General features: G+C 68.4%; 23 protein-coding genes and 1 pseudogene. 9 read left to right on the forward strand and 15 right to left on the reverse strand.

From position 1 onward, the window contains the following. Positions 1-217: 217 nt before the first annotated feature. The 5 genes from ACFSC0_RS19665 to ACFSC0_RS19685 all read right to left on the reverse strand — a co-directional run bounded on the left by ACFSC0_RS19665 (position 218) and on the right by ACFSC0_RS19685 (position 5,952). Complete coding sequence (locus tag ACFSC0_RS19665; RefSeq protein ID WP_377281660.1) at positions 218-2,359, reverse strand: xanthine dehydrogenase family protein molybdopterin-binding subunit; 2,142 nt, start codon at positions 2,357-2,359, stop codon at positions 218-220. Then, positions 2,356-3,339: an FAD binding domain-containing protein gene (locus ACFSC0_RS19670; RefSeq protein WP_377281661.1), complete on the reverse strand. Its 984-nt coding sequence runs from the start codon at positions 3,337-3,339 to the stop codon at positions 2,356-2,358. The genes ACFSC0_RS19665 and ACFSC0_RS19670 overlap by 4 nt, the downstream gene beginning before the upstream one ends. Next, positions 3,339-3,905: a (2Fe-2S)-binding protein gene (locus ACFSC0_RS19675; RefSeq protein WP_377281662.1), complete on the reverse strand. Its 567-nt coding sequence runs from the start codon at positions 3,903-3,905 to the stop codon at positions 3,339-3,341. Before ACFSC0_RS19675 ends, ACFSC0_RS19670 begins: the two co-directional genes overlap by 1 nt. Before the next feature lie 88 nt (positions 3,906-3,993). Then, positions 3,994-4,830, reverse strand: a complete 837-nt coding sequence (locus ACFSC0_RS19680; RefSeq protein ID WP_377355246.1) for a helix-turn-helix domain-containing protein — start codon at positions 4,828-4,830, stop codon at positions 3,994-3,996. 39 nt (positions 4,831-4,869) lie between these two features. After that, on the reverse strand, positions 4,870-5,952 hold the full coding sequence (locus ACFSC0_RS19685) for an aldo/keto reductase (RefSeq protein ID WP_377281664.1): 1,083 nt from the start codon (positions 5,950-5,952) through the stop codon (positions 4,870-4,872). Between the two features lie 107 nt (positions 5,953-6,059). Between ACFSC0_RS19685 and ACFSC0_RS19690 the strand changes: the two genes are divergently transcribed. Together ACFSC0_RS19690 and ACFSC0_RS19695 are read left to right on the forward strand one after the other, a co-directional pair. Beyond that, positions 6,060-6,905 (forward strand): AraC family transcriptional regulator, encoded by an 846-nt coding sequence (locus ACFSC0_RS19690; RefSeq protein WP_377281665.1) that lies wholly within the window; start codon positions 6,060-6,062, stop codon positions 6,903-6,905. Between the two features lie 390 nt (positions 6,906-7,295). Beyond that, positions 7,296-7,703: a GNAT family N-acetyltransferase gene (locus tag ACFSC0_RS19695; protein ID WP_377355247.1), complete on the forward strand. Its 408-nt coding sequence runs from the start codon at positions 7,296-7,298 to the stop codon at positions 7,701-7,703. Here ACFSC0_RS19695 and ACFSC0_RS19700 read toward each other — a convergent pair. The 3 genes and pseudogenes from ACFSC0_RS19700 to ACFSC0_RS19710 all read right to left on the reverse strand — a co-directional run. Further along, positions 7,700-8,152, reverse strand: a pseudogene (locus tag ACFSC0_RS19700) (tyrosine-type recombinase/integrase); the annotation flags it as partial. The gene ACFSC0_RS19695 and the pseudogene ACFSC0_RS19700 overlap by 4 nt on opposite strands. A 134-nt stretch (positions 8,153-8,286) precedes the next feature. Next, complete coding sequence (locus tag ACFSC0_RS19705; RefSeq protein WP_377281666.1) at positions 8,287-8,889, reverse strand: NADPH-dependent FMN reductase; 603 nt, start codon at positions 8,887-8,889, stop codon at positions 8,287-8,289. Continuing rightward, positions 8,889-9,284: an SgcJ/EcaC family oxidoreductase gene (locus tag ACFSC0_RS19710; RefSeq protein ID WP_377281667.1), complete on the reverse strand. Its 396-nt coding sequence runs from the start codon at positions 9,282-9,284 to the stop codon at positions 8,889-8,891. Before ACFSC0_RS19710 ends, ACFSC0_RS19705 begins: the two co-directional genes overlap by 1 nt. A 96-nt stretch (positions 9,285-9,380) precedes the next feature. Between ACFSC0_RS19710 and ACFSC0_RS19715 the strand changes: the two genes are divergently transcribed. Further along, positions 9,381-10,283, forward strand: coding sequence for a LysR substrate-binding domain-containing protein (locus tag ACFSC0_RS19715; RefSeq protein WP_377281668.1), 903 nt, complete (start codon positions 9,381-9,383; stop codon positions 10,281-10,283). 1,028 nt (positions 10,284-11,311) lie between these two features. Here ACFSC0_RS19715 and ACFSC0_RS19720 read toward each other — a convergent pair. After that, the gene (locus ACFSC0_RS19720) at positions 11,312-12,217 is read right to left on the reverse strand and encodes a LysR family transcriptional regulator (RefSeq protein ID WP_377281669.1); all 906 of its coding nucleotides are present in this window, start codon (positions 12,215-12,217) and stop codon (positions 11,312-11,314) included. Between the two features lie 233 nt (positions 12,218-12,450). On the opposite strand from ACFSC0_RS19720, the gene ACFSC0_RS19725 reads away from it, so the two are divergent. Genes ACFSC0_RS19725 through ACFSC0_RS19740 form a run of 4 tightly spaced genes read left to right on the forward strand, consistent with a single transcriptional unit; the run spans position 12,451 to position 16,671 of the window. Next, entirely contained in the window at positions 12,451-12,855 is a 405-nt protein-coding gene (locus ACFSC0_RS19725; RefSeq protein ID WP_377281670.1) for a DoxX family protein, read from the forward strand. Between the two features lie 17 nt (positions 12,856-12,872). Continuing rightward, positions 12,873-13,493: a (2Fe-2S)-binding protein gene (locus ACFSC0_RS19730; protein ID WP_377281671.1), complete on the forward strand. Its 621-nt coding sequence runs from the start codon at positions 12,873-12,875 to the stop codon at positions 13,491-13,493. A gap of 2 nt (positions 13,494-13,495) precedes the next feature. Next, entirely contained in the window at positions 13,496-14,497 is a 1,002-nt protein-coding gene (locus tag ACFSC0_RS19735; protein WP_377281672.1) for an FAD binding domain-containing protein, read from the forward strand. After that, positions 14,497-16,671: a xanthine dehydrogenase family protein molybdopterin-binding subunit gene (locus ACFSC0_RS19740; protein ID WP_377281673.1), complete on the forward strand. Its 2,175-nt coding sequence runs from the start codon at positions 14,497-14,499 to the stop codon at positions 16,669-16,671. The genes ACFSC0_RS19735 and ACFSC0_RS19740 overlap by 1 nt, the downstream gene beginning before the upstream one ends. Before the next feature lie 117 nt (positions 16,672-16,788). Here ACFSC0_RS19740 and ACFSC0_RS19745 read toward each other — a convergent pair whose 3' ends face one another. The 5 genes from ACFSC0_RS19745 to ACFSC0_RS19765 form a co-directional block, all read right to left on the reverse strand. Further along, positions 16,789-17,226 (reverse strand): hypothetical protein, encoded by a 438-nt coding sequence (locus ACFSC0_RS19745; protein ID WP_377281674.1) that lies wholly within the window; start codon positions 17,224-17,226, stop codon positions 16,789-16,791. Further along, entirely contained in the window at positions 17,226-17,987 is a 762-nt protein-coding gene (locus tag ACFSC0_RS19750; protein WP_377281675.1) for a hypothetical protein, read from the reverse strand. Before ACFSC0_RS19750 ends, ACFSC0_RS19745 begins: the two co-directional genes overlap by 1 nt. 294 nt (positions 17,988-18,281) lie before the next feature. Continuing rightward, positions 18,282-18,788: an AAA family ATPase gene (locus ACFSC0_RS19755; protein ID WP_377355248.1), complete on the reverse strand. Its 507-nt coding sequence runs from the start codon at positions 18,786-18,788 to the stop codon at positions 18,282-18,284. 274 nt (positions 18,789-19,062) lie between these two features. After that, positions 19,063-19,959 carry a DUF3800 domain-containing protein gene (locus ACFSC0_RS19760; RefSeq protein ID WP_377281677.1) on the reverse strand — a complete coding sequence of 299 codons (897 nt, stop codon included), beginning with the start codon at positions 19,957-19,959 and terminating at the stop codon, positions 19,063-19,065. Between the two features lie 352 nt (positions 19,960-20,311). Beyond that, complete coding sequence (locus tag ACFSC0_RS19765) at positions 20,312-20,989, reverse strand: hypothetical protein (protein ID WP_377281678.1); 678 nt, start codon at positions 20,987-20,989, stop codon at positions 20,312-20,314. 271 nt (positions 20,990-21,260) lie between these two features. Between ACFSC0_RS19765 and ACFSC0_RS19770 the strand changes: the two genes are divergently transcribed. Together ACFSC0_RS19770 and ACFSC0_RS19775 are read left to right on the forward strand one after the other, a co-directional pair. Continuing rightward, positions 21,261-21,794: a hypothetical protein gene (locus ACFSC0_RS19770; protein ID WP_377281679.1), complete on the forward strand. Its 534-nt coding sequence runs from the start codon at positions 21,261-21,263 to the stop codon at positions 21,792-21,794. Further along, positions 21,779-22,312, forward strand: coding sequence for a hypothetical protein (locus ACFSC0_RS19775; protein ID WP_377281680.1), 534 nt, complete (start codon positions 21,779-21,781; stop codon positions 22,310-22,312). The genes ACFSC0_RS19770 and ACFSC0_RS19775 overlap by 16 nt, the downstream gene beginning before the upstream one ends. A 587-nt stretch (positions 22,313-22,899) precedes the next feature. On the opposite strand, the gene ACFSC0_RS19780 is transcribed toward ACFSC0_RS19775, so the two are convergent. Beyond that, positions 22,900-23,457 carry a thermonuclease family protein gene (locus ACFSC0_RS19780; protein WP_377355250.1) on the reverse strand — a complete coding sequence of 186 codons (558 nt, stop codon included), beginning with the start codon at positions 23,455-23,457 and terminating at the stop codon, positions 22,900-22,902. Positions 23,458-23,502 lie beyond the last annotated feature (45 nt).

Consider the following 23,502-nt stretch of genomic DNA (forward strand, 5'->3'; position numbering starts at 1 on the left):
CGGCGTGAGCCGAACGGTCGGTCCGAAACGCGCCAGGAGTAGACGTTGGGGTCCGGCCGGAATGGGGACGTTCGACCGCACTTAAGGTGTCGGCGGCGCCCCGGCAGGGCCGAAGGGACGGGAGGAACGGCCCGATCCGCGCAAGCCGAGGACTCCGGCGGACCGAGACTGTCCCGTCGAATGCGCGTGACCCGCCGAGGCGGCCACGGGTCCGTCGCTAAGCCGGGGCGGCCAATCTCTTGAGCAAGGTCGCGGGCGTTATCGGCAGGTGGCGAACCCGCACGCCCACGGCGTCGAACACCGCGTTCGCCACCGCCGCCGCCACTCCAGTGGAAGCCAACTCGCCGATGCCGCGCGCGCCCGTCGGGCTGGCATGCGGATCGAACTCGTCCACGAAGTGAATCTGGATGTCGGCGGGGATGTCGGCGTTGACCGGGATCGAGACGTTGGAGAGGTTCTTGGCCAACCATCGCGCATGGGTTGGCTCGAAGGGGGTCCCTTCCATCGCCGCCTTGCCCCAGCCCCAGATGATGCCGCCGGTCATCTGGCTGCGGGCGGTCTTGGGGTTGATGATCCTCCCGGCCGAATAAGCGCCGACCGCGCGGCGCAAGCGGATGATCCCGAAATCTTCGTCGATGCCAACCTCCACGAAGACCGCACCCCAGGTGCGCATGGCGTAGGGCGAGGTTCCGCCGTCCGCGTCGAACGGCGCGTTCCCGGGCAGGCGAAACCTCCCCTCGCCCACCACCTCGGCGGACGCGCGGCGGAGGGCGGCGCGGACGTCGAGCTCATCGGCGTTCGCCCCGAGCGCCTCGGCCAACCGCCGACGCGCGTCAGCCGCCGCTGCCTGGACGGCAGCGCCCGTGCACATGGTGGCCGCCGAGCCGTGGACGGGGCCGGCGTCAGGCAGGTTGGTGTCGCCCCAGCGGATCGAAACCTCCGACGCGTCCAAGCCCAGCGCCTCGGCGGCGATCTGGACGAAGACCGTCTGAGTGCCGGTGCCGATATCGTGGGTGTTGGCCTCCACCACCGCGCGTCCGGGCGGGGCGAGCCGCACGCGGGCCGTGGCCGGGAAGCGGAAGTTGCCCATCGTGCAGGCCGCCATGCCGTGACCGATGCGCCAGGGGCCATCCTGTCGCGGTCGCGCCGCACGCCCGCGCCAGCCGTAGAGCCGCGCGCCCTCGGCATAGGCCTCCCGCAGCTTGTTCGACGACCAGGGTTTGCCGTGCTGGGGATCCACTTTGGCGAAGTTGGCGAGGCGCAGATCGAGCGGATCGATGCCGGCGGCGTGGGACAGTTCGTCCATGGCGCTCTCCAACGCCCACGAGCCGGGACCTTCCACCGGCGCGCGCATCGCGTTGTTGAGATTCACGTTTGCGCGCTCGACCGCCTGACTCGTCCAGATGGCGGGGCAGGCGTAGAGATTTTTGGAGATCTCCGTCGCGGGCTCCGAGAAGGTCTCGCTGATCGGGGTCGTGGTGACGACGCCGTGGCGCAGGGCGGTGAGCCGTCCCTGCGCGTCGCAACCGACGTCGACCTCCTGCCGGATGAAGCCCTGGTAGGTCAGCATCGAGTACATCTGCGCCCGGCTGAGGACGATCTTCACCGGCCGGTCGACCACCTTTGCCGCCGCAGCGGTCAGCACCTCGTGCGGCCAGACGTAGCCCTTGCACCCGAAGCCGCCGCCGGTGTGCGGCGCGATCACCCGCACGTCCGCCGACGGTACGCCCAGGGCCTGACCGATCACCAGCGGGACGTTCGTGCCGCGCTGGACGGAGTCCCAGAGGGTCACCTTCCCACCCTGCCACCAGGCAACGGTGGCCGAAGGCTCGATCGGATTGTGGTGTCGGCCGGGTTGGCTGTATTCCTGGACCACCCGATGGCGCGCGGCCTTGAGGCCGGCCTGCAGGTCACCCTTGCGCATCGGGGCCCCGAGCCCCGCCTCGCCCGGCGCGGTGCTCAGCCCGCCGTGGCCGGGAACGAGCGCGGGGACCGCCTCAGCCTCCACGCGGACGCGCGCCGCCCCGGCCTCGGCGGCCTCGAGCGTCTCGCCTAGCACGATGGCGACGGGCTCGTCCTCATACTCCACCACGTCGGACTGCAACGGCAGTCGTAGCACGGCCGCCGGGGCCGTCACCGCGCCGAACCGCGGCATGTCCCGCGCCGTCAGCACGCGGACGACCCCCGTCAGCTGCAGCGCTGCTTCCGTTCGAACGGCCACGATCCGTCCGGCCGCCACCGGCGAGCCCACCAGGACGCCATAGAGCAGCCCCGGCGGCATGTTGTCGGCGGCGTAGAGCGCCCCACCCGTGACCTTGCGCCGCCCTTCGACCCGCGAGATCGGCTTGCCGACGCTCATGCCGCACCTCCGGCAGCCAGCACTGCGCGGATCGCGGCGCGGGCGGCGAGCTCGATCTTGTGGCCGTTGTGGGTCAGCGGCCGGGCCTCGGTTAGGGCGGCGCGGATCGGCGGCCCCACGGCGTCGCGGGTCGGTGGCCGACCCGCGAGGGCGCCCTCCGCCGTGGCCAGCCGCCACGGCTTCATGGCCACCGAGCCCAGGGCCAGCCTGGCGACCTGTATCCGGCCTTCAGTGACCGACACGGCGGCGGCGGCGGACACCAACGCATATTCGAAACTCTCCCGCTCGCGGACCTTCACATAGGTCGAGCGTTCGCCCGACCGGACCGGAATCCGAAAGCCCACGATCAGCTCGCCGGCCTCGAGGCGAGTGTCGGCGCCGGTGGCGTCGCCCGGAAGCCGATGGAGTTCGGTCATCGCCAAGCGCCGCCGCCCGGCCCGGCCCAGGATGTCGAGTTCGGCGTCGAGGCAAGCGAGGGCCACCGCGGGGTCAGAGGGATGGGTAGCCACGCAGGCGTTGGTCCAGCCTAGGACGGCGTGGCGCTCGTTGACGCCGGCGAGCGCGGCGCAGCCGCTGCCGGGCGCGCGGCGGTTGCAGGCCCACGGCAACGGCGCCTCGGCCCGGAAGTAGGCGCAGCGGGTCTTCTGCAGCACATTGCCGCCGAGGGTGGCGCGGTTGCGCACCTGGGGCGACGCCGAGCGCAGGCAGGCCTCGGCCAGCACGGCGGCATGGCGCTGGACGAGAGGATCGTCGCCGATCTCCGCCAGGGTGGCGCCGGCGCCGATGATCAAACTCCCCGCCTCCAGCGCGACGCCGCGGTTGAGACCGGCCAGATCCACGAGGCGCGCCGGGGCGGCGACGCCCAGGCGGATCCAGTTCAGCAGTTCCGTGCCGCCGGCGATGGCCGCCGCGCCTGGCTGGGCCAGGGCCCGCACGGCTTCCTGCGGGTCCCGTGCGCGGACATAGGTGAAGTCGTGCATCAGGCGTCCCCCTGCCCGGCCGCGGCGAGGACCGCGGCGGTGATCTGTGGATAGGCCGAGCAGCGGCAGAGATTGCCGCTCATGAACTCGCGCACCGAGGCGGCGTCGGTCGCCCGCCCCTCGCGGATGCAGGCCACGGCCGACAGGACCTGTCCCGGGGTGCAGAAGCCGCACTGGAACGCGTCGTGGTCGATGAAGGCCTGCTGGACCGGATGCAGGGGACCGTCGCCAGGCGCAAGACCTTCGATGGTGGTGACCTCGCGCCCCTCCATCTGTACGGCCAGGATCAGGCAGGCGTTCATCCGCACGCCGTCCACCAGAACGGTGCAAGCGCCGCAGGCGCCCTCGTTGCAGCCTTTCTTGGCCCCCGTGAGGCCCAGGCGCTCGCGAAGCAGGTCCAGCAAGGTGACGCGCGGCTCCACCCGCACCTCCTGCGCCGCGCCGTTCAGCCGGAAGCGAACGGGTTCGCGCGGCGACGCGGCCACGGCGGGCGCTGCCGCACCGCTGGCGGCCGCCAACACGGCGCCGCCCTCGAGGAGCTGGCGTCGAGACATGTCGGGGCTCATGCGGAAGGTCCAGAATTCATCGCCGCAGGCTTGCACGCGGCGGACGGGCTGGGAGGGTCGAAGCTTGCTGACCTTGCGGCCGGCGGGGTCAGGCGCGCAAGGCGGTCGGCGAGTCGCCGAAATTGAGCCGCACCTGGCGACGGAAGTGGCTGAGGTTGGAGAAGCCCGCCTCGTGAGCGGCCTGCGCCACCGTAACGTCCCCGGAGCGCAGCCGCGCGACGGCCACTTCGAGCCGAAGCCCGGCCACGAACTGGTGCGGGGCGAGCCCCACGGACCGCCGGAAACTGCGGGCGAAGTGGAACGGGCTGAGGTGGGCGGCGGCCGCCAACTCCGTGATCGTGAGGGACCGATCCGGGTGCGCGCGGACATAGTCGGTGACCCGCGCCAGGCGGCGGGCGTCCAGGCTGCCTGGAGTACCGGGTCGGCCGCCGAACCGCCGCTGGAGCACGCGAGCATAGGCCGCGCGGATCAGCTCCTCCTGCGCCAGCCTGTCGAGCGGCCGCCAGCGCCGGACCCCGGCCCGCAGGCGAAGCGCGATGGCGAGGATCACCGGATCCTCCCAGCCGTGCAGGTCCGCGAGGTCGGCGTGCGCCGCCACACCCAGGCCTTCGGCGATCTCCCGCCGCAGCGCCGGGCTGGCGGTGATCTCGATCTGCTCGGAGGGAGCGTCCACGGCCAGCCAGGCGATCGGCTCGGCCCCACCCAGCCCGATGCTGTTCGGCGGCACGTCGCGCGGTATTGGCGAGGCGTCGCCCACCCGCACCAGGGTGGCGCGCTGGGCGGCGAACGCTAGGCCGATCGATCCCGGGTTGGAGACCGAGGTCACCGTCTCGTCGCGCCAGGGCGGCAGACGGCCATGAGAGATCCGCGCTTCGGCGGTCTCGACGCTGACGAGATCCGGGGACGGGACCACGGGCGTCATCATCGGCGACGGTGAGGCGGGGTGCAAACGGGACCTCTGCCGTCACCGGCTCTGCCCCGCCTGGAGACGGGCGGCCCGCGCGGCCTGGGCCTGGGCCACCAACCCGGGATAGCGCTTGCCGGGATACCACGGCGTGGTCTCCAGCTCGGCGAAGCCCGGTAACGCCTCCATATGGGCCAGCATGCGCGCCCGCGTCGGTGCGTCCGGCAGCGGCCCGCGCAACGCCGCCACGTTCTGGCCGGCGTGCTCCGGGTCGGACGTGGCGGCGAGCGCCACCGTGATCGCCGGGTGGCCGAGCACCCATTTCAGGAAGAACGCCGCCCACGTCTCCATCCCGGCGGCGCGGGCGAAGGCGGGCACCGGGCGATCCTGGACCAGGCGAAAGAGACGGGCCTTCTCGAACGGCATGTGGGCGCCCACCGCCACGCCGCGGTCCGCCGCCAAGCGCAGGATGCGTTCCTCCGCCTGACGCGTGGCGATGGAGTAGCGCACCTGCACGAAGTCCAGATCGCCCTCGGCCATGAGCCGCGCGATCACGGGGAAGTAGGCCGGGTCATGGTGCGAGACGCCGAGGTAGCGAATGCGGCCCTCGGCCTTCCACGCCCTGAGCAGCGGCAGGTTCTGCTCCACATTCACCAGATTGTGGACGTGCATCAGATCGATGCGCTCGCGCCAGAGCCGCAGCTTCGAGGCGTCCAGGCTGCGCTCGGCGGCGCCGGCGTCGGCCAGGTACTCGCCCGTCGCCCACAGCTTGTTGGAAACGAACATCCGCTCGCCGATTCCCAGCTTGGCGGCGAAGTCGCCGGCGTTGACCTCGCCGGCGCCATAAAGGGGCGAAGTATCGATCATCCGCGCACCGGCGTCCCAATAGCGCCGGGTCACCTCCTGCAGCCGATCGCGCGGGGCGCCGGGGAGCAGGTCGAAGGTCATGAAGGTGCCGAGACCCAGCACCGGCAGCCGCTCCCCGGTCTTGGGAATGGCGCGAGTGATCGGTTCGTTCAATGCCGGCGTCTGCGCGTACACCGGGGCGGCGGGGACCACCGCGGCCGTACCGGCTGCGCCGGCCAGAACGCTCCGCCGGGTCCAGCCCTGCGGGTCACGGGATGGAAGGGGCGTCGGCGTCATCGGTCCTCGCGGCGTGAAAATCCCTCGCCGCTCGGGTAGCATCCGGCCAAACGGCCCGCGCGGCGCATCCTGACCTCCGCGCCTGATCTTGATCTGGAGTGTTCTCCTTGGCCGGTCACGTAGAGCTGATTCGCCGCGTCGAGCCCCTGGCGGAGGACTGGCGCAGCTTCGCGTTCGGCAATGGCGTGTTCGATTCCGCGGGGCGTCGGCACACGCCTCTGGTCGAAGGGGTAATCCGCAGTCCGGACGACTTGCTGATGGTCACGCTCACAGGCGGCGCAACACGCCTCGTCGTGACCTCGGACTGCGGGCACCGGTACGATGGGGCCGACTACGCCGGCGCGGTCTCCTTCGTTCCGGCGGGTTGCGAGCGTCGGTTGCGACTGCATGGCGTGCAGGCCCGCTGGGCGTCGCTGGCCCTTCGTCCGGGTGTCCTCGACGCCGCGCTGGGCGGCCGCCCCCGGCCCGGCGCCTTCACGAACCTGCGCGACCCGGTTGTTCATGGGGTGCTCGCGGAGTTCTCGAGACAGGAGGCCGCGGGGCGTCTTGACGCCGCCTATTGCGACAGCCTGTCTCTCGGCCTCGCCCATTACCTGGCGCGGCGGGAGGGCCCTTCGTCACGCCCGCGCCGCGCCGAAGCCATGCCGGCGTGGCGCCTCCGGCGTATCCGGGACTTCGTTGGCGCCCACCTCTCGCGCCCCATCGCGATCGCCGAACTCGCGGCGTGCGTGGGACTGTCCGTCGGCTACTTCCAGCGCAGCTTTCGCGCCGCGACGGGCCTGACGCCGCTAACCTACCTGCATCAGGTTCGAACGGAGTACGCCTCCCGATTGCTGGCCGAGGAAGGCCTCAGCGTCGCGGAGGCGGCCGCGCGCGTGGGCTTCGTGAACGCCAGCCACTTCGCCCGGGTATACCGCCGCATACGAGGTCAATCGCCGGGCCAAAAGCAGTAGAACGCGGTCATGCAGTCCGCGCGGACGGCGGGTGGCGTGGGCGTGCGCCGGCAGGCCGTGGCGCGCTGCATCGTCCCGGCGTGTCAGCCGCTCCCAGGCCCACGATCGGGAGGCTGCGGCTCACGCCTGAGCGCGCCGACGCCCGGTAGGCCGTCCTGGATCCGCAGTCGGGCCGGCCGTGTCTGGCTGGCGCCAGAAGGCGACCTTGGCTCAGTGCCAGAGAGCGGACGTCGGCCGCCCTGTTTTGATCGGCGCTCACGACCCATTGCGGCCGTTGCCCGGTTGGCTAACCTCGATCTGCGAAGGACGGGGCCGGACGCGATGAGAGTTGAACGTCGAGCCGCTGCCAATGGCGACATTGAGTGGCTCACGTACGTCTTTCTGGCTGCCATGAGAGACGCGATCACGGCTGCGCGCGGATCCTGGGATCCGGACAAGGAGGCTGCTCAGTTTCGCGACCAGCTGGATCTCGCCCAGACTGACGTCCTCCGAATGGAACATTCGGACGTGGGACTTATCAGCCTGCAACGGATCGATGAGCGCCTCTCACGCGTGCACACGCTCTGCGTCTGTCCTGAGTATCAATCCGCCGGTATCGGAGCTCGCGTCATGAAGAGCGTCATGGCTGAGGCCTCCAATTCGGGCGCTGTCGTCGAGCTGTCCGTGCTGAAGGCAAACCCGCGTGCCCAGGAGTTCTACTCGCGCCTGGGGTTCCAACGGATAGATGTCTCAGAATACCACATTCATATGAGCTGGTCGTCTCGGCTCCCTGCGGTGAGGTCTCCTAACCACCGTTAGGTGACGTTCGGCGGGTCAACATCGACTAACCCGCCGATGGCTGATCCAAGCTCGATCTGCTCGGACAACTCGAGGGTGTCGTCGACCTCAATGGCCAGGTAGCGGATGGTGCTCTCCAGCTTCCGGTGACCAAGCAGCAGCTGGCAGGCGCGCAGATTGCCCGTTTTCTTGTAGACCAGCGCGACGTTGGATCGCCTGAGGCTATGCGTGCCATAGGGCGCCGCGTCCAAGTCGATCATCCTCACCCAACGATCCACGAGGCGGGCGTACTGGCGCGTGCAGATGTGGTCCCCTGCCCTGCTGCGACTTGAGAAGAGCCAGTCGTCAGTACGGCGCCCGCGAAGCCTAAGCCAGACGGCTAACGCTTCCCGGGTCGGCTCGGTGAGCTCGAACAGTACGGGACGGCGCGTCTTCTGCTGAATCACCGTTGACCGCTGAGGAAGAGAGCCGACAACGCGACGCCGGAATCCGAGCGCGGTGAATGCCCTGCTGTTCGAAATTGAGGCGACGTGAACGAGCACGCCTGCGAACGCCTACCCCCGCGGACGACCGTGCTTGGCGCGGCTTGCGGCGCCCTTGCCGGTCAAGACTCCCTCGGCGAAGCGCGCGCCGTTTTGAGGGCTCGGCCCCACCAGGCGATTTCCTCAAGCAGCCGGTTGGCCTCCGCGTTTAGATGCTCGAAGTCCCACAGCTCCCGCTCCCCGTTCCGCTTGGCAAGGTACGGCTCGCGCGTGATGTGCACCGCCTGTCGCAGCGGAGCCATCTCCAGCTCGAGGGAGACGAGCCGAAGCTGCTGTATCGCGCGGGCAGCGCCGAGACCACCGTAGCCGACGAACGCGGCGGGCTTCCGGCGCAGTTCGTCGCCGACGTGGTCGAGGGCGTTGCTCAGCACCCCGGGCGGCGCGTGATTGTATTCGGCCGTAACGAAGATGTAGGCGTCGTACCGCGCCATCTGATTGAGCCAGGCCTGGGCTCCGGCGCTGCGCGGTCTCGCCACCGCGGGGGGATCGCGCTCGGCGAACAATGGCGGACCGACTTCCCTCAGGTCGATCGTATCCAGAGCCATTCCGACGGGGCGCATCGCCGCCAGCCACGCGGACGGCGCATCACAGAACCTGTCGGGGCGCACGGTGCTCATCACCAGGGCGACCGACAGCGGCGACGAAGTTCGCGCGGCGACCTCCATCAGGCCGCCCGGGTGTTGTGTGAAGCGCGAATTCGCCACCCGCGGTCGGTCGGGACGAGGAGCATGGTGAGGACGCCAGTCCGGTCCTCAGCAGTAGCCAAGGCGCTCGACCGGAAGCCCGGCCATTCCCAGGCCGCATGTGCGAGCACGATCCCAGTGGCGAGCGCGCTGGCATCCAGGGGGCGCAGCACATAACCGCCAGTCTGGGCCTGCACCCATTCGTCCACCTTACGGTGGCCGGCGATGATCTCAGCGCGGGAGCGCCACCACACGCCGCCCCAGGTCACGAAATCCGCGTCCTCTTGGAAGAGCGAACCCCAGGCCTCCCAGTCCGCTGACCTGAACGTCTGCTGATAGACGCCCGCGAGCGACATGAACTCCGTGGGAATCGACATCGGCAACCTCCTGCTATCGCGAAACAGGTGGATTCTTGAACGCCGGAGCGAAAGACAGGAGAAAGGGAACCCATCGTCCACAGGAATGAACGACGCTTGAGGCACCTCACCGAGCTCTTCGTCTTCGCCCATGTCGTGGACCATGGCGGCTTCACCGCCGCGGCCCGCCGGCTCCGGCTCCCCAAGTCCACCGTCAGCAAGCGCGTCTCCGACCTGGAACAGCGGTTTGGAGCGACCTTGATCGCGCGCACCTCGCGAACCTTCCACGTTACGGACCTCGGCCGAGAGGTTCATCGTCACGCGAAGGCGATGATCGCAGAAGGCGAGGCGGCGGCGGCGAGCGCCGAACGGCGACAGTCCGAACCGATGGGCGTGGTCCGCATGACCGCTTCCGCGGCCAGCTGCCAGTCCGGGCTAACGTCGGTGCTGGCCGACCTGACGACGCGGCTGCCGCGAATCCAGGTCGTACTGCACGCGACGAACCGCTACGTCGACCTGGTCCAAGAGGGGTTCGACCTCGCCGTCCGCGCGCACCGGAATCCGCTGCCCGACTCCGAGCTGGTACAGAGACGCATCGGTGAGGCTGTCTCGATACTGGTGGCCTCACCCGACTACCTCCGCCGCCGCGGCGAACCGGCGGCGCCGGAGGATCTACATCAGCACGATGGACTGCTGAACGCTCCAGAGACGGGCGCTTGGGTCGTCCGCAGCAGCGAACGGCTGTTCGAGGCGCGGCCATCGGCTCGACTTTTCGCCGACGAGCCCTCCACCTTGGTGCGCGCCGCCATGGAAGGCTTCGGGATCGCCGCCCTGCCGCTCGGCCTCTGCCGCCCCCTGATCGATCAAGGCGCTCTTCGGCGCGTGCTACCAGTCTGGTCGGCGGGCGCCACCAGCATCTCGCTGGTCATGCCCTACAGGCGCGGCGTAATGCCGTCCGTTCGGGCCGCCGCCGATCACTTCGTGGAAACGTTACCGACCGCGATGACTCTGGCACCCTAGACGTCGCCATCACGTGGACTCACCCGTGATTGAACTTGGGACAGTTCGACATGAGATAAGCCTCGTCACGAATGCCGAGGCGAGAGCCTGGGCCGCTATCTGACCGGCAGGCTGACGCCGGTGTCTGAACCTCAAGACGTCGCGGGGGCGCCGTGGAAGGCGGCCACCCCGGCTTTGCGAATAGCCGCTGCGCGCCAGTTGGCTCAGCGCCCGGAAGCGGACCTCAGCCGCCATGCCCCAGCAGGCGGTTTCGACCCGTTGCGGAAGTCGGAGCGCACCTCCTAAGGTGCCCCTCATGCTTAGGCTCCACCGCCGCCGCTTTTTCCTCGCGGTGGCCATAGTGGGATTGCAGTCGGCCTGCGTAAAGCAGGCGGAGGAACCTTATCGGCGTGTGATCGTGACGTTGAACGAGAGGCATGAACCCCGCTTCTTTTCCGAACTAAGCGCCTATGCCCGTGAAGAAGGTATGTCTCTGGTGGACACCTCCGGCGAGGCCAGAGTGTCCGCACGTCGCGTGGGGGCGAACGAGCTTGGAGACACTCTCTTCATCACCCTTAAAAGGGAGGGTGCCACGGAAGCCATCATCTCCAACCCATCGCTCACAGGCAGCGGAGTGTCAGTCGGGTTCTTCCGCGGAAACGATCCTGCTAGGAGCCAAGCTTCGGCTGAGCGCTTGGTCGCACGCCTGACTGCCATATGGGCGGTCGAACCAGTGCTATAACTGAAGTCCTCGAACCTTTCGGCCCAACACCGGCAGAGTAGCCCGCGACCGCGCAGCGAGCCGTAGCAGAGTGTCGACCAGCCACCCTGCCGTCACTCTTGGAAGACCGCGGAAGCAGGGCTGGTGCCCGGCGATCGAGAGTCCGAGCAGCGCCAGGAGCGAACATTCAGCCGCCGGCCCGAAGCTGACGATTCACCCGACAGGCTGAGCGGACGCGCCGAGCTTCAGCTATGGGTCGAGAGCAGACGTTAGACCGTAGACTGGCAGCGGACGTTCGGAAGTTGCCGTCCCTCAGGCGATGCACGCGTCAAAGACGGCCCGACGTCTGCGCACGCTGAAAAATATCCGCCATCCAGTCCGCGAACACCCTGACGCGGGCCGGAAGATGCCGACGCTGCGGATATAGCACCGAGACCGGCATTCTCGGCGGCGGGTGCTTTGTGAGCACAGGCACCAGTTCGCCGGCTCTCAGCTCTCGGTCCACGCGATACCGCGGGATCTGGATCAGGCCGAGGCCGGCGACGGCCGAGGCTGTGTAGATCTCCGCGCCCCTGACGAGGATGTCGTACGCGAGTTCGATCTCGCGGACGATGCCGTCCTCGACGAAGTCCAGGGCGTAGGGCTGTCCCGTGCTCGACGCGGCATAGCCCACCATGCGGTGGCCGGCCAGGTCATCGAGGCTTTCAGGGACGCCATGGCGCTCGAGGTAGCCGGGACTCGCCAGCGTCAGCTGCTCAGAGGCCGCCACCTGGCGCCCGACGAGCGACGAGTTGGGAAGATCGCCGGCCCGCAGCACGCAGTCGATCCCCTCCGAGATCAGGTCGACCATCCGGTCGCCTTCGCTGAGGTGCAACGAGATGTCCGGATAGCGGCCGATGAAGTCCGGCAGGGCGGGGATGACGAAGAACCGCGCCAGGGTGCCCTGCAGGTCGGCGCGCACCGGGCCGCCGGGTTGCGCCTCCCGGAAGGCGTTCTCCACCTCGTCCACGTCGGCGAGGACCTGAATGCAGCGGTTGTAGTAGAGCGCGCCATCCTGGGTCGGCCGTACCGCGCGGGTCGTGCGTTCCAGCAGCCGGACCCCGAGCTGGCCTTCCAGCCGCTGGATCGCCCGGGTGACGCTGGCGCGCGGGACCTGCAGGTCCCGCGCCGCGTCGGAGAAGTTCGCCCGTTCCACGATCCTGACGAACAGGCGCATGACCTCGAGGCGATCCATGCCGCACCATTGCCGACGGGTCCTGCGGCATCAATCCCGCGATTGTTGTCGCCGATGGAACGCTGTTGTTCCGTCAGGTCGGCTTCAGCAGGCGGCCGCAAGCGGTCAACCTAGTCCTGGGCAGACAAGACCCACGGAGGCCGCCGTTGCGCGCAGAACAAGGATCAATTTCGGGCCAGGGCGGCGCTCTTGTGCTCCCGGGCCTCGCCCCGGTGTACGCGCGCGGCAGGACGATGTCCTACGTCCTTCTGCGCATCGCCTTCGGACTGACGATCGTGACCCATGGCGCGCCCAAGCTGACGGGCGGCCCCCACGGCTCGATGGCCGATCCGCTGCAGGGCTCCGCGAGGCTGATCGCCGATGTGCTGCACCTGCCGTTCGCGCCCTACCTCGCCCTCTTCGTGGCGGTGCTCGAGGCTTTTGGCGGCCTGGCGGTGGCGCTCGGTTTCGCCGTCCGTGTGTTTGCGCCGATGCTGGCGGTCCAGATGGCCGCCATCTGCTTGGCGCTCGGCCCCACCTACCCGTGGATCGACCGGGGCGTCGAATACCCGATCATCCTCGGCTTCATAGCCCTTCTGGTCTCGATGCACGGCGCGCTCGCGTGGGGCGTCGACACCTGGATCGGGCGCGAACTCTAACCAACCGGCGAGGCCAGATGTCCCAGCCACCCGATGAGGGATTCCCCAGCGTCGACCGGCGCGACCTGCTGGAAGCCGGAGCGGCCGCCTCCGTGGCGAGCCTCCTGGCCGCCGCCCCAGCCGCCGCCCAGGGCGCCCCGCGGCCGGCGGGGCCGGAGAGCGGCGCGACGGTTCGCCTCTCCACCCGCGTCAACGGAAGGCCGGTGGCGCTCGACGTGGACGCCCGCGCCTCGCTCCTCGACCTGCTGCGAGAGCGGCTGGGCCTGACCGGATCCAAGAAGGGTTGCGACCACGGCCAATGCGGGGCCTGCACCGTCCATGTGGAGGGGCGGCGGGTCGCCGCCTGCCTGACCCTGGCGGCCAAGGTCGACGGCCGCGAGGTGACGACCATCGAGGGGCTGTCCGACGGCCATGACCTGCACCCCATGCAGCAGGCCTTCATCGATCACGACGCCCTGCAATGCGGCTACTGCACCCCGGGCCAGATCATGGCGGCCATCGCCTGCGTCCAGGAGGGGCACGCCTCCAGCCGTGAGGAGATCCGCGAATACATGAGCGGCAACATCTGCCGCTGCGGCGCCTACGTCGGGATCGTCGCCGCCGTCGAGCAGGCCGCCGCCCAGATGCGGCGGAGCTGAGCATGCGGCCCTTGACCTACACCCGCGTCCGCACGGCCGAGGAGGCCATCGCCGCCTTCGCCAAGGCCGGCCCAGAGGCGCGCTACATCGCCGGCGGCACGACGCTCTACGACCTGATGAAGCTGGGCGTGGAGCGGCCGACGAACGTCATCGACATCGCCGCTCTCGAGGGCGCCGACCGCGTGGACACGCGTGGCGACCGGCTGGTCTTCGGCGCCGGCGCGCTGATGGCGGACGTGGCCGAGGATCCCGTCGTGCGCAACGAGTACCCCGTCCTCGCCGAGAGCCTGTGGAAGGCCGCCTCCCAGCAGCTGCGCAACATGGCCAGCATCGGCGGCAACCTGCTGCAGCGGACGCGCTGCCCCTATTTCCGTGGGGGCGCGGGCGGAGTCTACCCGTGCAACAAGCGCGAGCCGGGGTCGGGCTGCGCCGCAATCGGCGGCCTGGACCGGGGCCAGGCGGTGCTCGGCGTCAGCGACGCGTGCACGGCGGTATCGCCGGGGGACTGGCCGGTGGCGCTCACGGCTCTGGACGCCGCCGTCGAAGTTCTCGGACCCGGGGGCGCCCGGACCATTCCCATCGCCGACTTCTACCTTCTGCCGGGCTCCACCCCGCACCTGGAGTTCGCCCTTGCGCCCGGCGAGATCGTCACCGCGATCTCCGTGCCGAAGACCCCCGCGGGCCGGCGCTCCACCTACCACAAGATCCGCGACCGCGAGTCCTACGCCTTCGCCCTCGCTTCGGCGGCCGTGGCCCTCTCGATGGACGGCGACCAGGTGAGCCGCGCGCACGTGGCCCTGGGCGGCGTCGCCGCCCGCCCCTGGCGGGCCCGCGAGACCGAGGCCCGGCTCCAGGGCCGGCCGGTGACGTACGAGGGCGCGCTGGCGGCGGGCCGGGCCGCGTTCGCCGGCGCCCGCCCGGGCGCCCACAACGGCTTCAAGATCGAGCTGGGCGCCCGGACCATCGCCGACGCCGTCATGATCGCCGCGGCCAGGAAGAGCTGATGACCCTCGAAAGCCATCCGGATCGCCCGCGCATCGACGCCCGCGACAAGGTGCTCGGACGCGCCCTCTTCGCCGCCGATCGCCACTTCCCCGGCCTGCTCCATGCGATGACGGTCCCCGCCGCCATCCCGAAGGGCGAGATCGAGGCGATCGACGTGGAGGCCGCCGTTCGCGTGCCGGGCGTGGTCCGGGTGTTCACCTGGCGGGACTTTGCGTCCATCCGCGAGACACCCGCCACCCGCGGCGGCGGCGGCGACGTGCCGGGCTACCAGCCCATGAAACGGCCGTCCGTGCGCCATCGCGGCGAGCCGGTCGCCTTGGTCGTGGCCGAAACCCTGGAAGCCGCGATCGAAGGCGCCGAAGCCGTTCGTCCGCGTTTCAGGACGACCCCGTTCACGGCCTGGGGCGACCAGCCCGGCGCGGACCGCGAGCCGGTGACGACCGACCGGGAGGCCGGCGACCCCGTGGGCGCAGTCGCCGCGGCCGCCCACAGGCTGGACGTCACCTATCTGCACCCCCAGCAGCACCACAACCCGATCGAGATGATCTCCACGACCGCGGCCTTCGAGAACGGCCGCATCCTGGTCCTGGAGGGCACGCAGAACGCCGGGGCCTTCAAGTTCGGCCTGGCCGGCATGCTCGGGGTCGATCCCAAGGTGCTGGACGCCAGCAGCCCCTACGTCGGTGGGGGCTTCGGCCAGAAGAACCAACTGCAGCAGCAGACGGCCCTGGTCGTCCAGGCCGCGATGCTGTTGCAGCGTCCCGTGAAGCTGGTGATGCCGCGCGGCCAGCTGTTCCATACGGCCACCTACCGCCCGTTCACCCGCCACCGGGTTCAGGTCGGGGCCAGCGCTGACGGCAAGCTGCAGGGCGTGCTGTACGATGTCGAGCAGCAGGCCAGCCGTTTCGACGTGTTCGGGACGGCTCACGGCGAGCACGTCAGCCGCATGTATGCGACGCCGAACTGGCGCTCGACGCATCGCCGGGTGCGCATCGACGTGCAGGCGCCGGCCCACCAACGGGCGCCGCATGAGCATCCGGCCAGTTACGCCACCGAGTGCGCCTACGACGAGATGGCCTACGAGCTGGGGCTCGACCCGCTGCAGCTGCGGCTGCTGAACGAGGCCGACCGGGATCCGATCACCGGCAAGCCCTTCTCCGGCCGCCGGCTCGCCGAGTGCCTGCGCCGCGGGGCGGCCCGCTTCGGCTGGGACCGGCGAACCCCCGCGCCCCGCTCGATGCGAACGCCGGATGGTCGTCTGCTGGGCCTCGGGGTGGCGGCGGGCGCCTACAAGGCGTCGATGTCGCCGGCCCTGGCGCGGCTTCGCATCCATGCGAACGGGACCGCCTACCTGGCGATCACCGGGCAGGAGATGGGACAGGGGATGCGCAGCGCCGTGGCCGCGGAGGTCATCGACGTGCTGGGCGTAAATCCCGACCGCCTCGAGATCCACATGGGCGAGACCGCGGCGGCGCCGCAGCACCTGACCGCCGGCTCCTGGGGGTGCGCCAGCGCAGCGCCGGCGGCTCGTGCAGCCGCGCTGAAGCTGCGCGAGCAACTGGTCGCGCTCGTCGGTCCAGAGCGCGCCAGGGGCGATGTTCACGAGGCCCTGGCGCGGGCGAAGCGCCCCTCCCTCGAGGTGGAGGTCACGCTGCGCGGGCTCGGCCAGGCCGAGGCCGCCGTCCAGCGGTTGAACAGCGGTCTTCCCGCCACCACAGGGCCTGACTACGAGCAGTTCACCGCCTTCAGCTGGATCGCCCACTTCGCCGAAGTGCATGTCGAGCCCGCCAGCTGCCGGATCCATGTCCCCCGCGTGGTGAGCGTCGCCGACTGCGGCCGGGTGATGAATCACCGCACGGCCGCCAGCCAGGTCCGCGGCGGGGTGGTCTGGGCCCTGGGCTCGGCCATACGCGAGGTCAGCGAAGTCGATCACCGCTACGGCCGCGTCCTCAACAACGACCTGGCCGAGTACGTCGTGCCCGTGAACGCCGACGTTGGCGACATCGAGGTCGAACTGCTGGACGAGCCCGACGAGGCGCTCAACATCTCCGGGGCGAAGGGCGTCGGCGAGGTCGCCATGGTCGGCGCCACGGCGGCCATCGTGAACGCCGTCTACCACGCCACCGGCAAGCGGATCCGCCACCTGCCCGTCCGCATCGAAGACCTGCTCTGAGCTCCTCGGAGCACCGCCTCCGACGACCGCGTGCGCAGCCTCGGGGAGACCAGGACGCGACGGCGGCGAAGAACTGAGGCGCCGCCGCCGCCCGCTGCCCGCCGAGAACGGTCCGGATCAGGATGCGCCGGGCTTGCCGCGGGCGTCGCGGACCTTTTCCAGCACCTCCAGCACCTTGAGCACAGAGCCGAGCACCGGATCGGCTGCGGCTCCGATCGCCTTGACCGCGGCCAGCACGCCTTTGGCCGACAAGGGGACCCAACGCCTTGCCTGCACCGTCTGGGCGGCCGCGTCGGCGAAGCCGGCGACTTCCTTCTCCAGCGACGCCGCCGCAGGCGAAGCCGGCGAAGCCTGAGCGGCCTCGGCGGCGAGCTGACGCAGTCGGGCCAACTCCAGCTTCAGGGACACTGCGTCACGCTCGAGGATCTGCAGCTCCCGCACGGACATGTCCCGGCCTTCGCCGATGTCGATCTCGAATTCCGAGCGGTGGGCAAGGTCCGCGGTAAGTCTGAGCGTCGACCGGCCGCTGCTTGGGCCGATGTTGATCTTGGCCATCATCCCCTCCGTCCGCCTCCGCCGCCGGTCCCCGTGGCGCCCGGCGCCGCCTGCTCCTTCTCCCACGCATCATGCGCTTCCTTGGCCTCGAAGTATTCCATCTGCTCGGCCAGCGGCGCGTCGAATTCGAGGACGCTCAGCGCGTTCAAGCTTTCGCCGGTGAAGCCTTCCATGGTGACGTCGCCCAGCCCGTCCATGAGCACGATGGTGCGGAGGGGCGGAGGCCCCGTCTGCGGGGGCGTCAGGCTGAAGCGGGCGTGTACGATCACCCCTTCGCGGACGACGAACTCCGTCTCGCTGGTCCGCGCCCCGCCGATGGCGCCCACATGCAGGTTCGGCTTGCCGTGAATGATGTAGACGTGGGCGTCCTCGGGCCCGAGCGTCGAACCATCGTTGAAGTCGACGCGGAAGGTCCGTTGGGAATCCCATGGGATGGGATCCATCATGGCCGAGTACGGGTCCGAGGCGTCGATATACCGGATCCGGTACTTCCCGCCCGTCAGCCGCAACACGAACTCTGTGCCATCCGGAAGGGTGGCGTAGAAGCTGGCGGTCCGGCCGGGCGGCTCCGGAACCGGCGGCTCGCGGTCGCTCAGCGCGCCCAGCATCCCGATCAGGCCGAGGACGCAGAAGATCCCGACGATCCAGTCAGCCGCAAGCGCCGGACGGCTCCGGGGCGGCCGACCGCCGCCTTCACGGCTCAGAGTGTGCGCACCGTCGTCCGTCACAACTCCCCCCGGGCCGCCAGCGCCGAGACGCATGGGCGAGTTATGGCGGCGCAGTGACTACAGGTTGCGCCAGAGGTCGGCCCGCTTCAAGTCGCCGAGCCTCCCGTCCGCGCCGCCAAGGCATCCGGCCGGCCGCGTCGCCGAGGAAACTCGCTGCTGCGGGGCTTGCCCCAGCAGCGTCAAGGAGAGCCTAGCTCCCAGTCGGCAAGCGGACCTTAGCGGGCGAGCGGCGAGGGTCCAGTTCTTGACGGGAGCCGACGCGTTGCGCCCCTTGGCAGTTGATGTGTGCCGGGCGAGGGGCGCGATGCTAGTTCGGTCAGCGGAAGGTTATGACCAGCCTGCCCGCTGAATCACCTCGCGAGCGGCCTCCTCGACGGATCGATCATAGGTGATCACCTGGAAATCCCGGATGTCAGCGAGATCGGTGCGGCTATGGTAAAGGTCCACAAAGTCCCGCAGCCGACTCTGCCAGTACTCATTCGGCTCCCGTTCCGTCACGCGCTGTTTCAGGATGTGTTCGGGAGCGCTTAATTCGCAGACAATGAACCTTGAGCCCGGCGCGGCCGCGCGGAGTTGCGCCGCCTCATCGGCATTGGCCAGAACTGATGGGATTATCACCTTCAACTCTGGGATTGCGGCGAAGTTCGGCCAGATCGCTTTGAGATTCTGTCGTGCGAAGTCGCGGCCAGGCGAAGGGTAGACCATACTGAGGTCGTCGAGGTCGATAACTGCATGAGGCGCCTTGGACATCCTCAGTGACTCGGCGATCCCCCTCGACAGGGTCGTCTTACCGGAACCGGGGGCCCCGTGAAGAATAAGAACTTCGATGCCCACAGAGGATGGCTTGCCCGGAGTCAGCTCGAATCTCAAGGAGCAGTAGGTCCCAATCCACCCTGCCCTGCCGTTGGCCAGGGCCGCGTCCGACCCAAACGTCTAGGACGGTCGGTGCGGCAGGAATGCGCCACGAGCGGAAGTCAGTATGGATGCCCTAAGCGGACCTTCACCGCCCGCAGCGCCCGGGGTCCGGGGGCGCTGACAATGGTCAGGCTGGCCCAGGCGCCTTGCGCGCGAAGGGAGCGAACGCCGCCCGGATGAGGTCATTTGAGATCTAGCGGCGCCTTTGTGTTCGTCGGCGAAACCAACGCGGCAGCCAGTATCGCAACCAAGCCATGGCATAGGCCGCTCGCGGCCCCATCCGCGGAGGCCCAAGTCCAAGCCGCTGATGCTGGTCGATGCTCTTCCGCGTTTGGAGCCAGTCGGCCTTGCGTCTGAGCATGGACACGCCGGGCACCTTCCGGATCTTACGGCCCAGATGGCCCAGGCGCGCGCGGTCGATGTGCGCTTCGAGATGCACCTCGCCGTGCACCAAGTTTGCTGCGGGCAGCGCACCTGGCTGATCCGTCCCATCGTGCATCCGGCGAATGTGCCAGACCAGCATGTCCGCCGCCTGCAGCGGCAGCGCGTGTCGATCGTCCGCAAATCGCGGAGTCCCCAAGAGTTCGCGCCACGGCCCTGGGCTGCTACGCCGGATCCAGGGCCACAGGACCGTCAGGTCGATGTCGGCGCCTTCCTGCGTGTCGAACACAAACTCGATCGGCTCGCGAAAACCCTGCTGATAGAGACACCTTGCGAGGCCGCTGGCGAGCGCCTGAGCGCAGACATTGTAGGGCTTGCTAAGCCCATAGGGGACGCTGTCGCCGAAGTACTGCTTGTGCTCGGTCATGCTCACGGAGAACTGGAAAGAGAACAACGGGTAGCGCGCGATCAGACGCGCAAGTGACATGACCTTGGCGTCACGCGCCTCAACCGACCACCCCTGGAAGGGGCCCCGCAAGCCCTGCGCTTCCACCATGTGGAACTGTTCGATCGCCGGTGCGCGCGCCAACTGGGCCTGCCACTCCAACGTGAAGGCCGCCCAAATGTCGTCTCGCGTTAGATAGCCGGCGAGAAAGAGGCGTTGGTCACTCTGGCGACCGATAGAGTCGTCGATGAAGGCGATGAGCATTCCCTGGCGCCATCACGAACGTTCTGCGTCCTGCACAACTATCTCCGCCAGTTCTGGCCCAGTTCATCGTCGAACCACCGCTCCGCATCTTCGAGAGGTCCAGCCAGCGAGCGAAAGCGCAGGATCTGCGGATAGTGTTCGTCGAGCCAGTATCTAAACGTAAGGAAGCTAGGGTGACCTCGATCTGCACCAGCCTGCGCTCTCAGCCAGGTGTGGCAAAGGCTGCGGACCGCCCGTTCGCTATCTGACTTGAGCATCGCCCGTCTAAGCTACTGCACTGGGGTCGATTCGTCTGGCCGGGCTGGCTGCCGCCCCAAGGAGGGGCGTCCCCCGAGAGAGGGCGCCCCTCTACTCAGCGCAAGCGCATCCACAACGCAGCGCCGGCTATGATCGCGAGTGCGTATAGCGCCCACTTCTGAAACTTTAGCATCTCCCGCATTAGGGGTGCGAGATCGGCGCCGACCGCGGTCTGAGGGACGCGGTGAGCCTTGGTCTCGTCGTCATCGTAGTCAGGCTCGGGCTCCTCCAGGAGGGGAAGCTCGTAGGAGACGTTCACGACCGGCAGCATCTTATTGTCGGCGTTGTCCGCCCACTTCTTGATGCTCCCGTCAGGCGCCCACCCGTACTCTAAGCCTCGCACTTCAAGGGTGAGCGACTTTACGAAGCGACCATTCTCCGCGAAACGGACCATCGAAGTCATGACTTCGTGAGGAGTGTAGAGGTCGAAGAGGATACTCGCCGGGCGGCCGTCGAGCCCGTCCTTGCTATTCCACTCGCGATGGTAGCTCATCGTCCCGCAAACGATGTCGTCCTCATGACTGAAGGTGTCCTTGACGTCCTTCGTCCGTTCGGTCGCCCACTCCACCAAGTCGGGATTGGCGTGCCTGAATGTGAGGTGCATGTCGAAGTCATCCGACTTGCCCAGCTTCCCGATTTCCTCGCCTGTGCCCAGTTCGAGACGCTCGGGCCACGCGAGCCCCACCTTGCAGGACAGCGACCATTTCCCATCCGCCACGACGCCATAGTCCATGCCGAATTTCGAGGTTAGCTTCGCTGACTGGGTGGTCAGTCGGATGGATGGCATCGGGCTCCCCTTAAGGCCACGCTAGGCGGACTTGTTTGGGAGGGCAACGCTGTGCGCCGCAGGCTTCAGAGCGGTGCGAACGGAATACTAAGCCCGACGTGAAGAGCGGCTCGCCCTGGCATCGCCTGCTCGATCGTTGAGATCAGGCTGCGATTTTAGGAGGGGAGCCTTGCTTGGGTTCAGACGAAGGTCCGAGGCTGCGGCCAGAGTCCAACTCGTGAAGAGTTTCGAGGCCCGCGAGCTCCACCAGGCGCTCAGCGGAAACTGGCTAACGCTGGCGCTCGCTCACTTCGAGACTCCGTTCACGACCAGCTTTCGGCGCAACAACAGTCAAACCCCAGTCGCCTACGGCGTCGTGCACTTCGACACCGGTGTTGATCAGATGATCCCTGCCGAGCTGACCCTGCGGACCGACGCGACGCCCGACCGCGCGCGTGTGGGGACGGCTTGCTTCAGTGGCTGGGGCCGGCGAGGCGAACCGATGGACTATGTTCTCCTCAATGTGGTGGTCGATGATCCGAGAGCATTAATTGCGGATCGGCTGCACCAGGCCTTTCTCAGCGCCGCTGCGTGTCGCTCCCGCTTTGTACACGTGTCGTTCCGACGAGAGCCTCACGACGTTACGGCCACCATTCAGCAGCTGCGCGAGCGGGGTTACAGCAGCCGGCATGATCTTGCCGAGATGACCTTCGCCCGGTCCGCACATCTTTCGGACGCCCCTTCCTGGGCCTGGACGTGGCGCAGACCCTGACGATGGCGGCCTTCCAATTCCAAACGCAGGGGTTCGACATCGGATACGGCGAGGAGGGGCTCTTCGCCTTCGGGCAGACGGATGATCACAGCTGGTCGGACAGCGGGTTTGGGGACTACACGCCCACTCTTCATGACCAGGTCATCAGCTGGCACATCGACATGGATACGACGGCGCAGTGGGATCAGTACAGCTACGCGCTCCGGCCGGAAGAACTGACCCCTCGCAAGGAACTGTTGTTGGACTTCTGGAGGACGACGAGCGCTCCGGTAGGCCGGCTGCTCCGGAGCCGGTTCGAACCAACAAGGCTCTCGCTGAACTACTCTCTGCCACGCGACCCCTGCCTCGCCGCGTTCCTGCTCTCCGCCCTGACTAGCGGCAGGCAACTCGACGTGTTCTGCCCTGGCTTCCACTTTATCGACGAAGATCGCTTGGCGCCGGCGCCCAGCCTCATCGGATTCAATGAGCGCTTCGAACCGGCTTTCGTCGAGGAGACGCCTATACTCCGGCTAAAGTGACGGAGAAGGAGGGCTTTGGCCCCTCCGGATCCAGCACTAGCCCCGAAGTAGGGCGCCACAGGCAATCTTCAGGGGCAGGAGCGGCTGTCCGTTGTCAGCCTAGCGCCAAAAGCCGTCCTTGGCTCAGCTCGCTGAAGCGGACGCCGCCGCCCTGCCCCCGACGAGCGCTTTCGACCCATTGCGGACGCAGCGAAGTTCCAGCTACGTCGTGACCATGGGCGCCTGGACCTCCTTCCTCAGCTGGTGGCGGCCGATTCCCCGGTGGCTGCAGTGGGTTACAGCTCTCGTCGCTTTCCCGGCCTGGCTCTTCGTCGTGTATTGCGTTTTCTCAGGTCGGTCGGAGAGCCCAGCGGCCTTTGCCGCATTCGTGGCCTTCGCGCTGGTCACCGTCCTTCACCTCGTATCTGACGGACGCAACCGTCGTGGGCGCCGGGAGCCTGGCGAGGGTGTGGAGATTAGCGATGGTGGCGAATGACCGCTGCCCACCCACTGCGGAAGTTGGCCATGGCGGCCATGGGTGCGCCGTGGTGTTCCGCAACGTCAGAGAACCAACCCAAGCCCTCGAGGGAAACCTGTCCCAGCGCAACTTAGCACCAGTCCGCCTTGCGCCCCTGCCAGCGCTGAGCAAGGCCTTCGCGGATCAGCAGGGCGCCCACGTCTTGTCCGTCAATCCGAACGCGGCGCAGCTGCCGATCATATTGATCGCGATCGCGCCCCTCACGAGCCAGCGTGATGATCTCACCTGACTCTATGAGCTCCGCGAGCCGGGCCTTTGCAGCGAGAGCAAGTTCGCGCTCTCGCGCGCACTGCGATCGTGGCGGCATCTCGGCGGTATCAATATTGAGGATCCGCACCCGCTCGCCGCCGATCAACTCGAAAGTGTCGCCGTCGACGACCCTGCCGACCTGCACGCCTGGCGTTTCGCCAGGGCCATTGTCAGATCGTAGAATCGGCAGCTCGGTGATGGGCCACAGTAAGCCGCCGACGAACACCAGGACGAACAGCCCAACCGACGCCCCAAATAGCCGCCACCCGGCCAGCCGATGCCGAGGCTTGCCATTCGACCTCACCTTGATCGCGGGCACCGCGCGACGGCGACGCCGGCGGTTGTCGAACGGAACTACTGTTGACGGTTCTCGCGCCATGCCCGCACGCTAGCCAACGCACCTTTCGGCAAGGTTCATCGACAG

It is taken from the genome of Phenylobacterium terrae, from assembly GCF_042681205.1.
Lineage (GTDB): Bacteria > Pseudomonadota > Alphaproteobacteria > Caulobacterales > Caulobacteraceae > Phenylobacterium > Phenylobacterium terrae.

What these genes read in the sequence shown, in the direction of transcription:
- ACFSC0_RS19665 (WP_377281660.1), bottom strand. Translation starts at nt 2,359, where the DNA reads ATGAGCGTCGGCAAGCCGATCTCGCGGGTCGAAGGGCGGCGCAAGGTC.
- ACFSC0_RS19670 (WP_377281661.1), bottom strand. Translation starts at nt 3,339, where the DNA reads ATGCACGACTTCACCTATGTCCGCGCACGGGACCCGCAGGAAGCCGTG.
- ACFSC0_RS19675 (WP_377281662.1), bottom strand. Translation starts at nt 3,905, where the DNA reads ATGAGCCCCGACATGTCTCGACGCCAGCTCCTCGAGGGCGGCGCCGTG.
- ACFSC0_RS19680 (WP_377355246.1), bottom strand. Translation starts at nt 4,830, where the DNA reads ATGATGACGCCCGTGGTCCCGTCCCCGGATCTCGTCAGCGTCGAGACC.
- ACFSC0_RS19685 (WP_377281664.1), bottom strand. Translation starts at nt 5,952, where the DNA reads ATGACGCCGACGCCCCTTCCATCCCGTGACCCGCAGGGCTGGACCCGG.
- ACFSC0_RS19695 (WP_377355247.1), top strand. Translation starts at nt 7,296, where the DNA reads ATGAGAGACGCGATCACGGCTGCGCGCGGATCCTGGGATCCGGACAAG.
- ACFSC0_RS19705 (WP_377281666.1), bottom strand. Translation starts at nt 8,889, where the DNA reads ATGGAGGTCGCCGCGCGAACTTCGTCGCCGCTGTCGGTCGCCCTGGTG.
- ACFSC0_RS19710 (WP_377281667.1), bottom strand. Translation starts at nt 9,284, where the DNA reads ATGTCGATTCCCACGGAGTTCATGTCGCTCGCGGGCGTCTATCAGCAG.
- ACFSC0_RS19720 (WP_377281669.1), bottom strand. Translation starts at nt 12,217, where the DNA reads ATGGATCGCCTCGAGGTCATGCGCCTGTTCGTCAGGATCGTGGAACGG.
- ACFSC0_RS19725 (WP_377281670.1), top strand. Translation starts at nt 12,451, where the DNA reads ATGTCCTACGTCCTTCTGCGCATCGCCTTCGGACTGACGATCGTGACC.
- ACFSC0_RS19730 (WP_377281671.1), top strand. Translation starts at nt 12,873, where the DNA reads ATGTCCCAGCCACCCGATGAGGGATTCCCCAGCGTCGACCGGCGCGAC.
- ACFSC0_RS19735 (WP_377281672.1), top strand. Translation starts at nt 13,496, where the DNA reads ATGCGGCCCTTGACCTACACCCGCGTCCGCACGGCCGAGGAGGCCATC.
- ACFSC0_RS19740 (WP_377281673.1), top strand. Translation starts at nt 14,497, where the DNA reads ATGACCCTCGAAAGCCATCCGGATCGCCCGCGCATCGACGCCCGCGAC.
- ACFSC0_RS19745 (WP_377281674.1), bottom strand. Translation starts at nt 17,226, where the DNA reads ATGGCCAAGATCAACATCGGCCCAAGCAGCGGCCGGTCGACGCTCAGA.
- ACFSC0_RS19750 (WP_377281675.1), bottom strand. Translation starts at nt 17,987, where the DNA reads ATGCGTCTCGGCGCTGGCGGCCCGGGGGGAGTTGTGACGGACGACGGT.
- ACFSC0_RS19760 (WP_377281677.1), bottom strand. Translation starts at nt 19,959, where the DNA reads ATGCTCATCGCCTTCATCGACGACTCTATCGGTCGCCAGAGTGACCAA.
- ACFSC0_RS19765 (WP_377281678.1), bottom strand. Translation starts at nt 20,989, where the DNA reads ATGGACTATGGCGTCGTGGCGGATGGGAAATGGTCGCTGTCCTGCAAG.
- ACFSC0_RS19780 (WP_377355250.1), bottom strand. Translation starts at nt 23,457, where the DNA reads ATGGCGCGAGAACCGTCAACAGTAGTTCCGTTCGACAACCGCCGGCGT.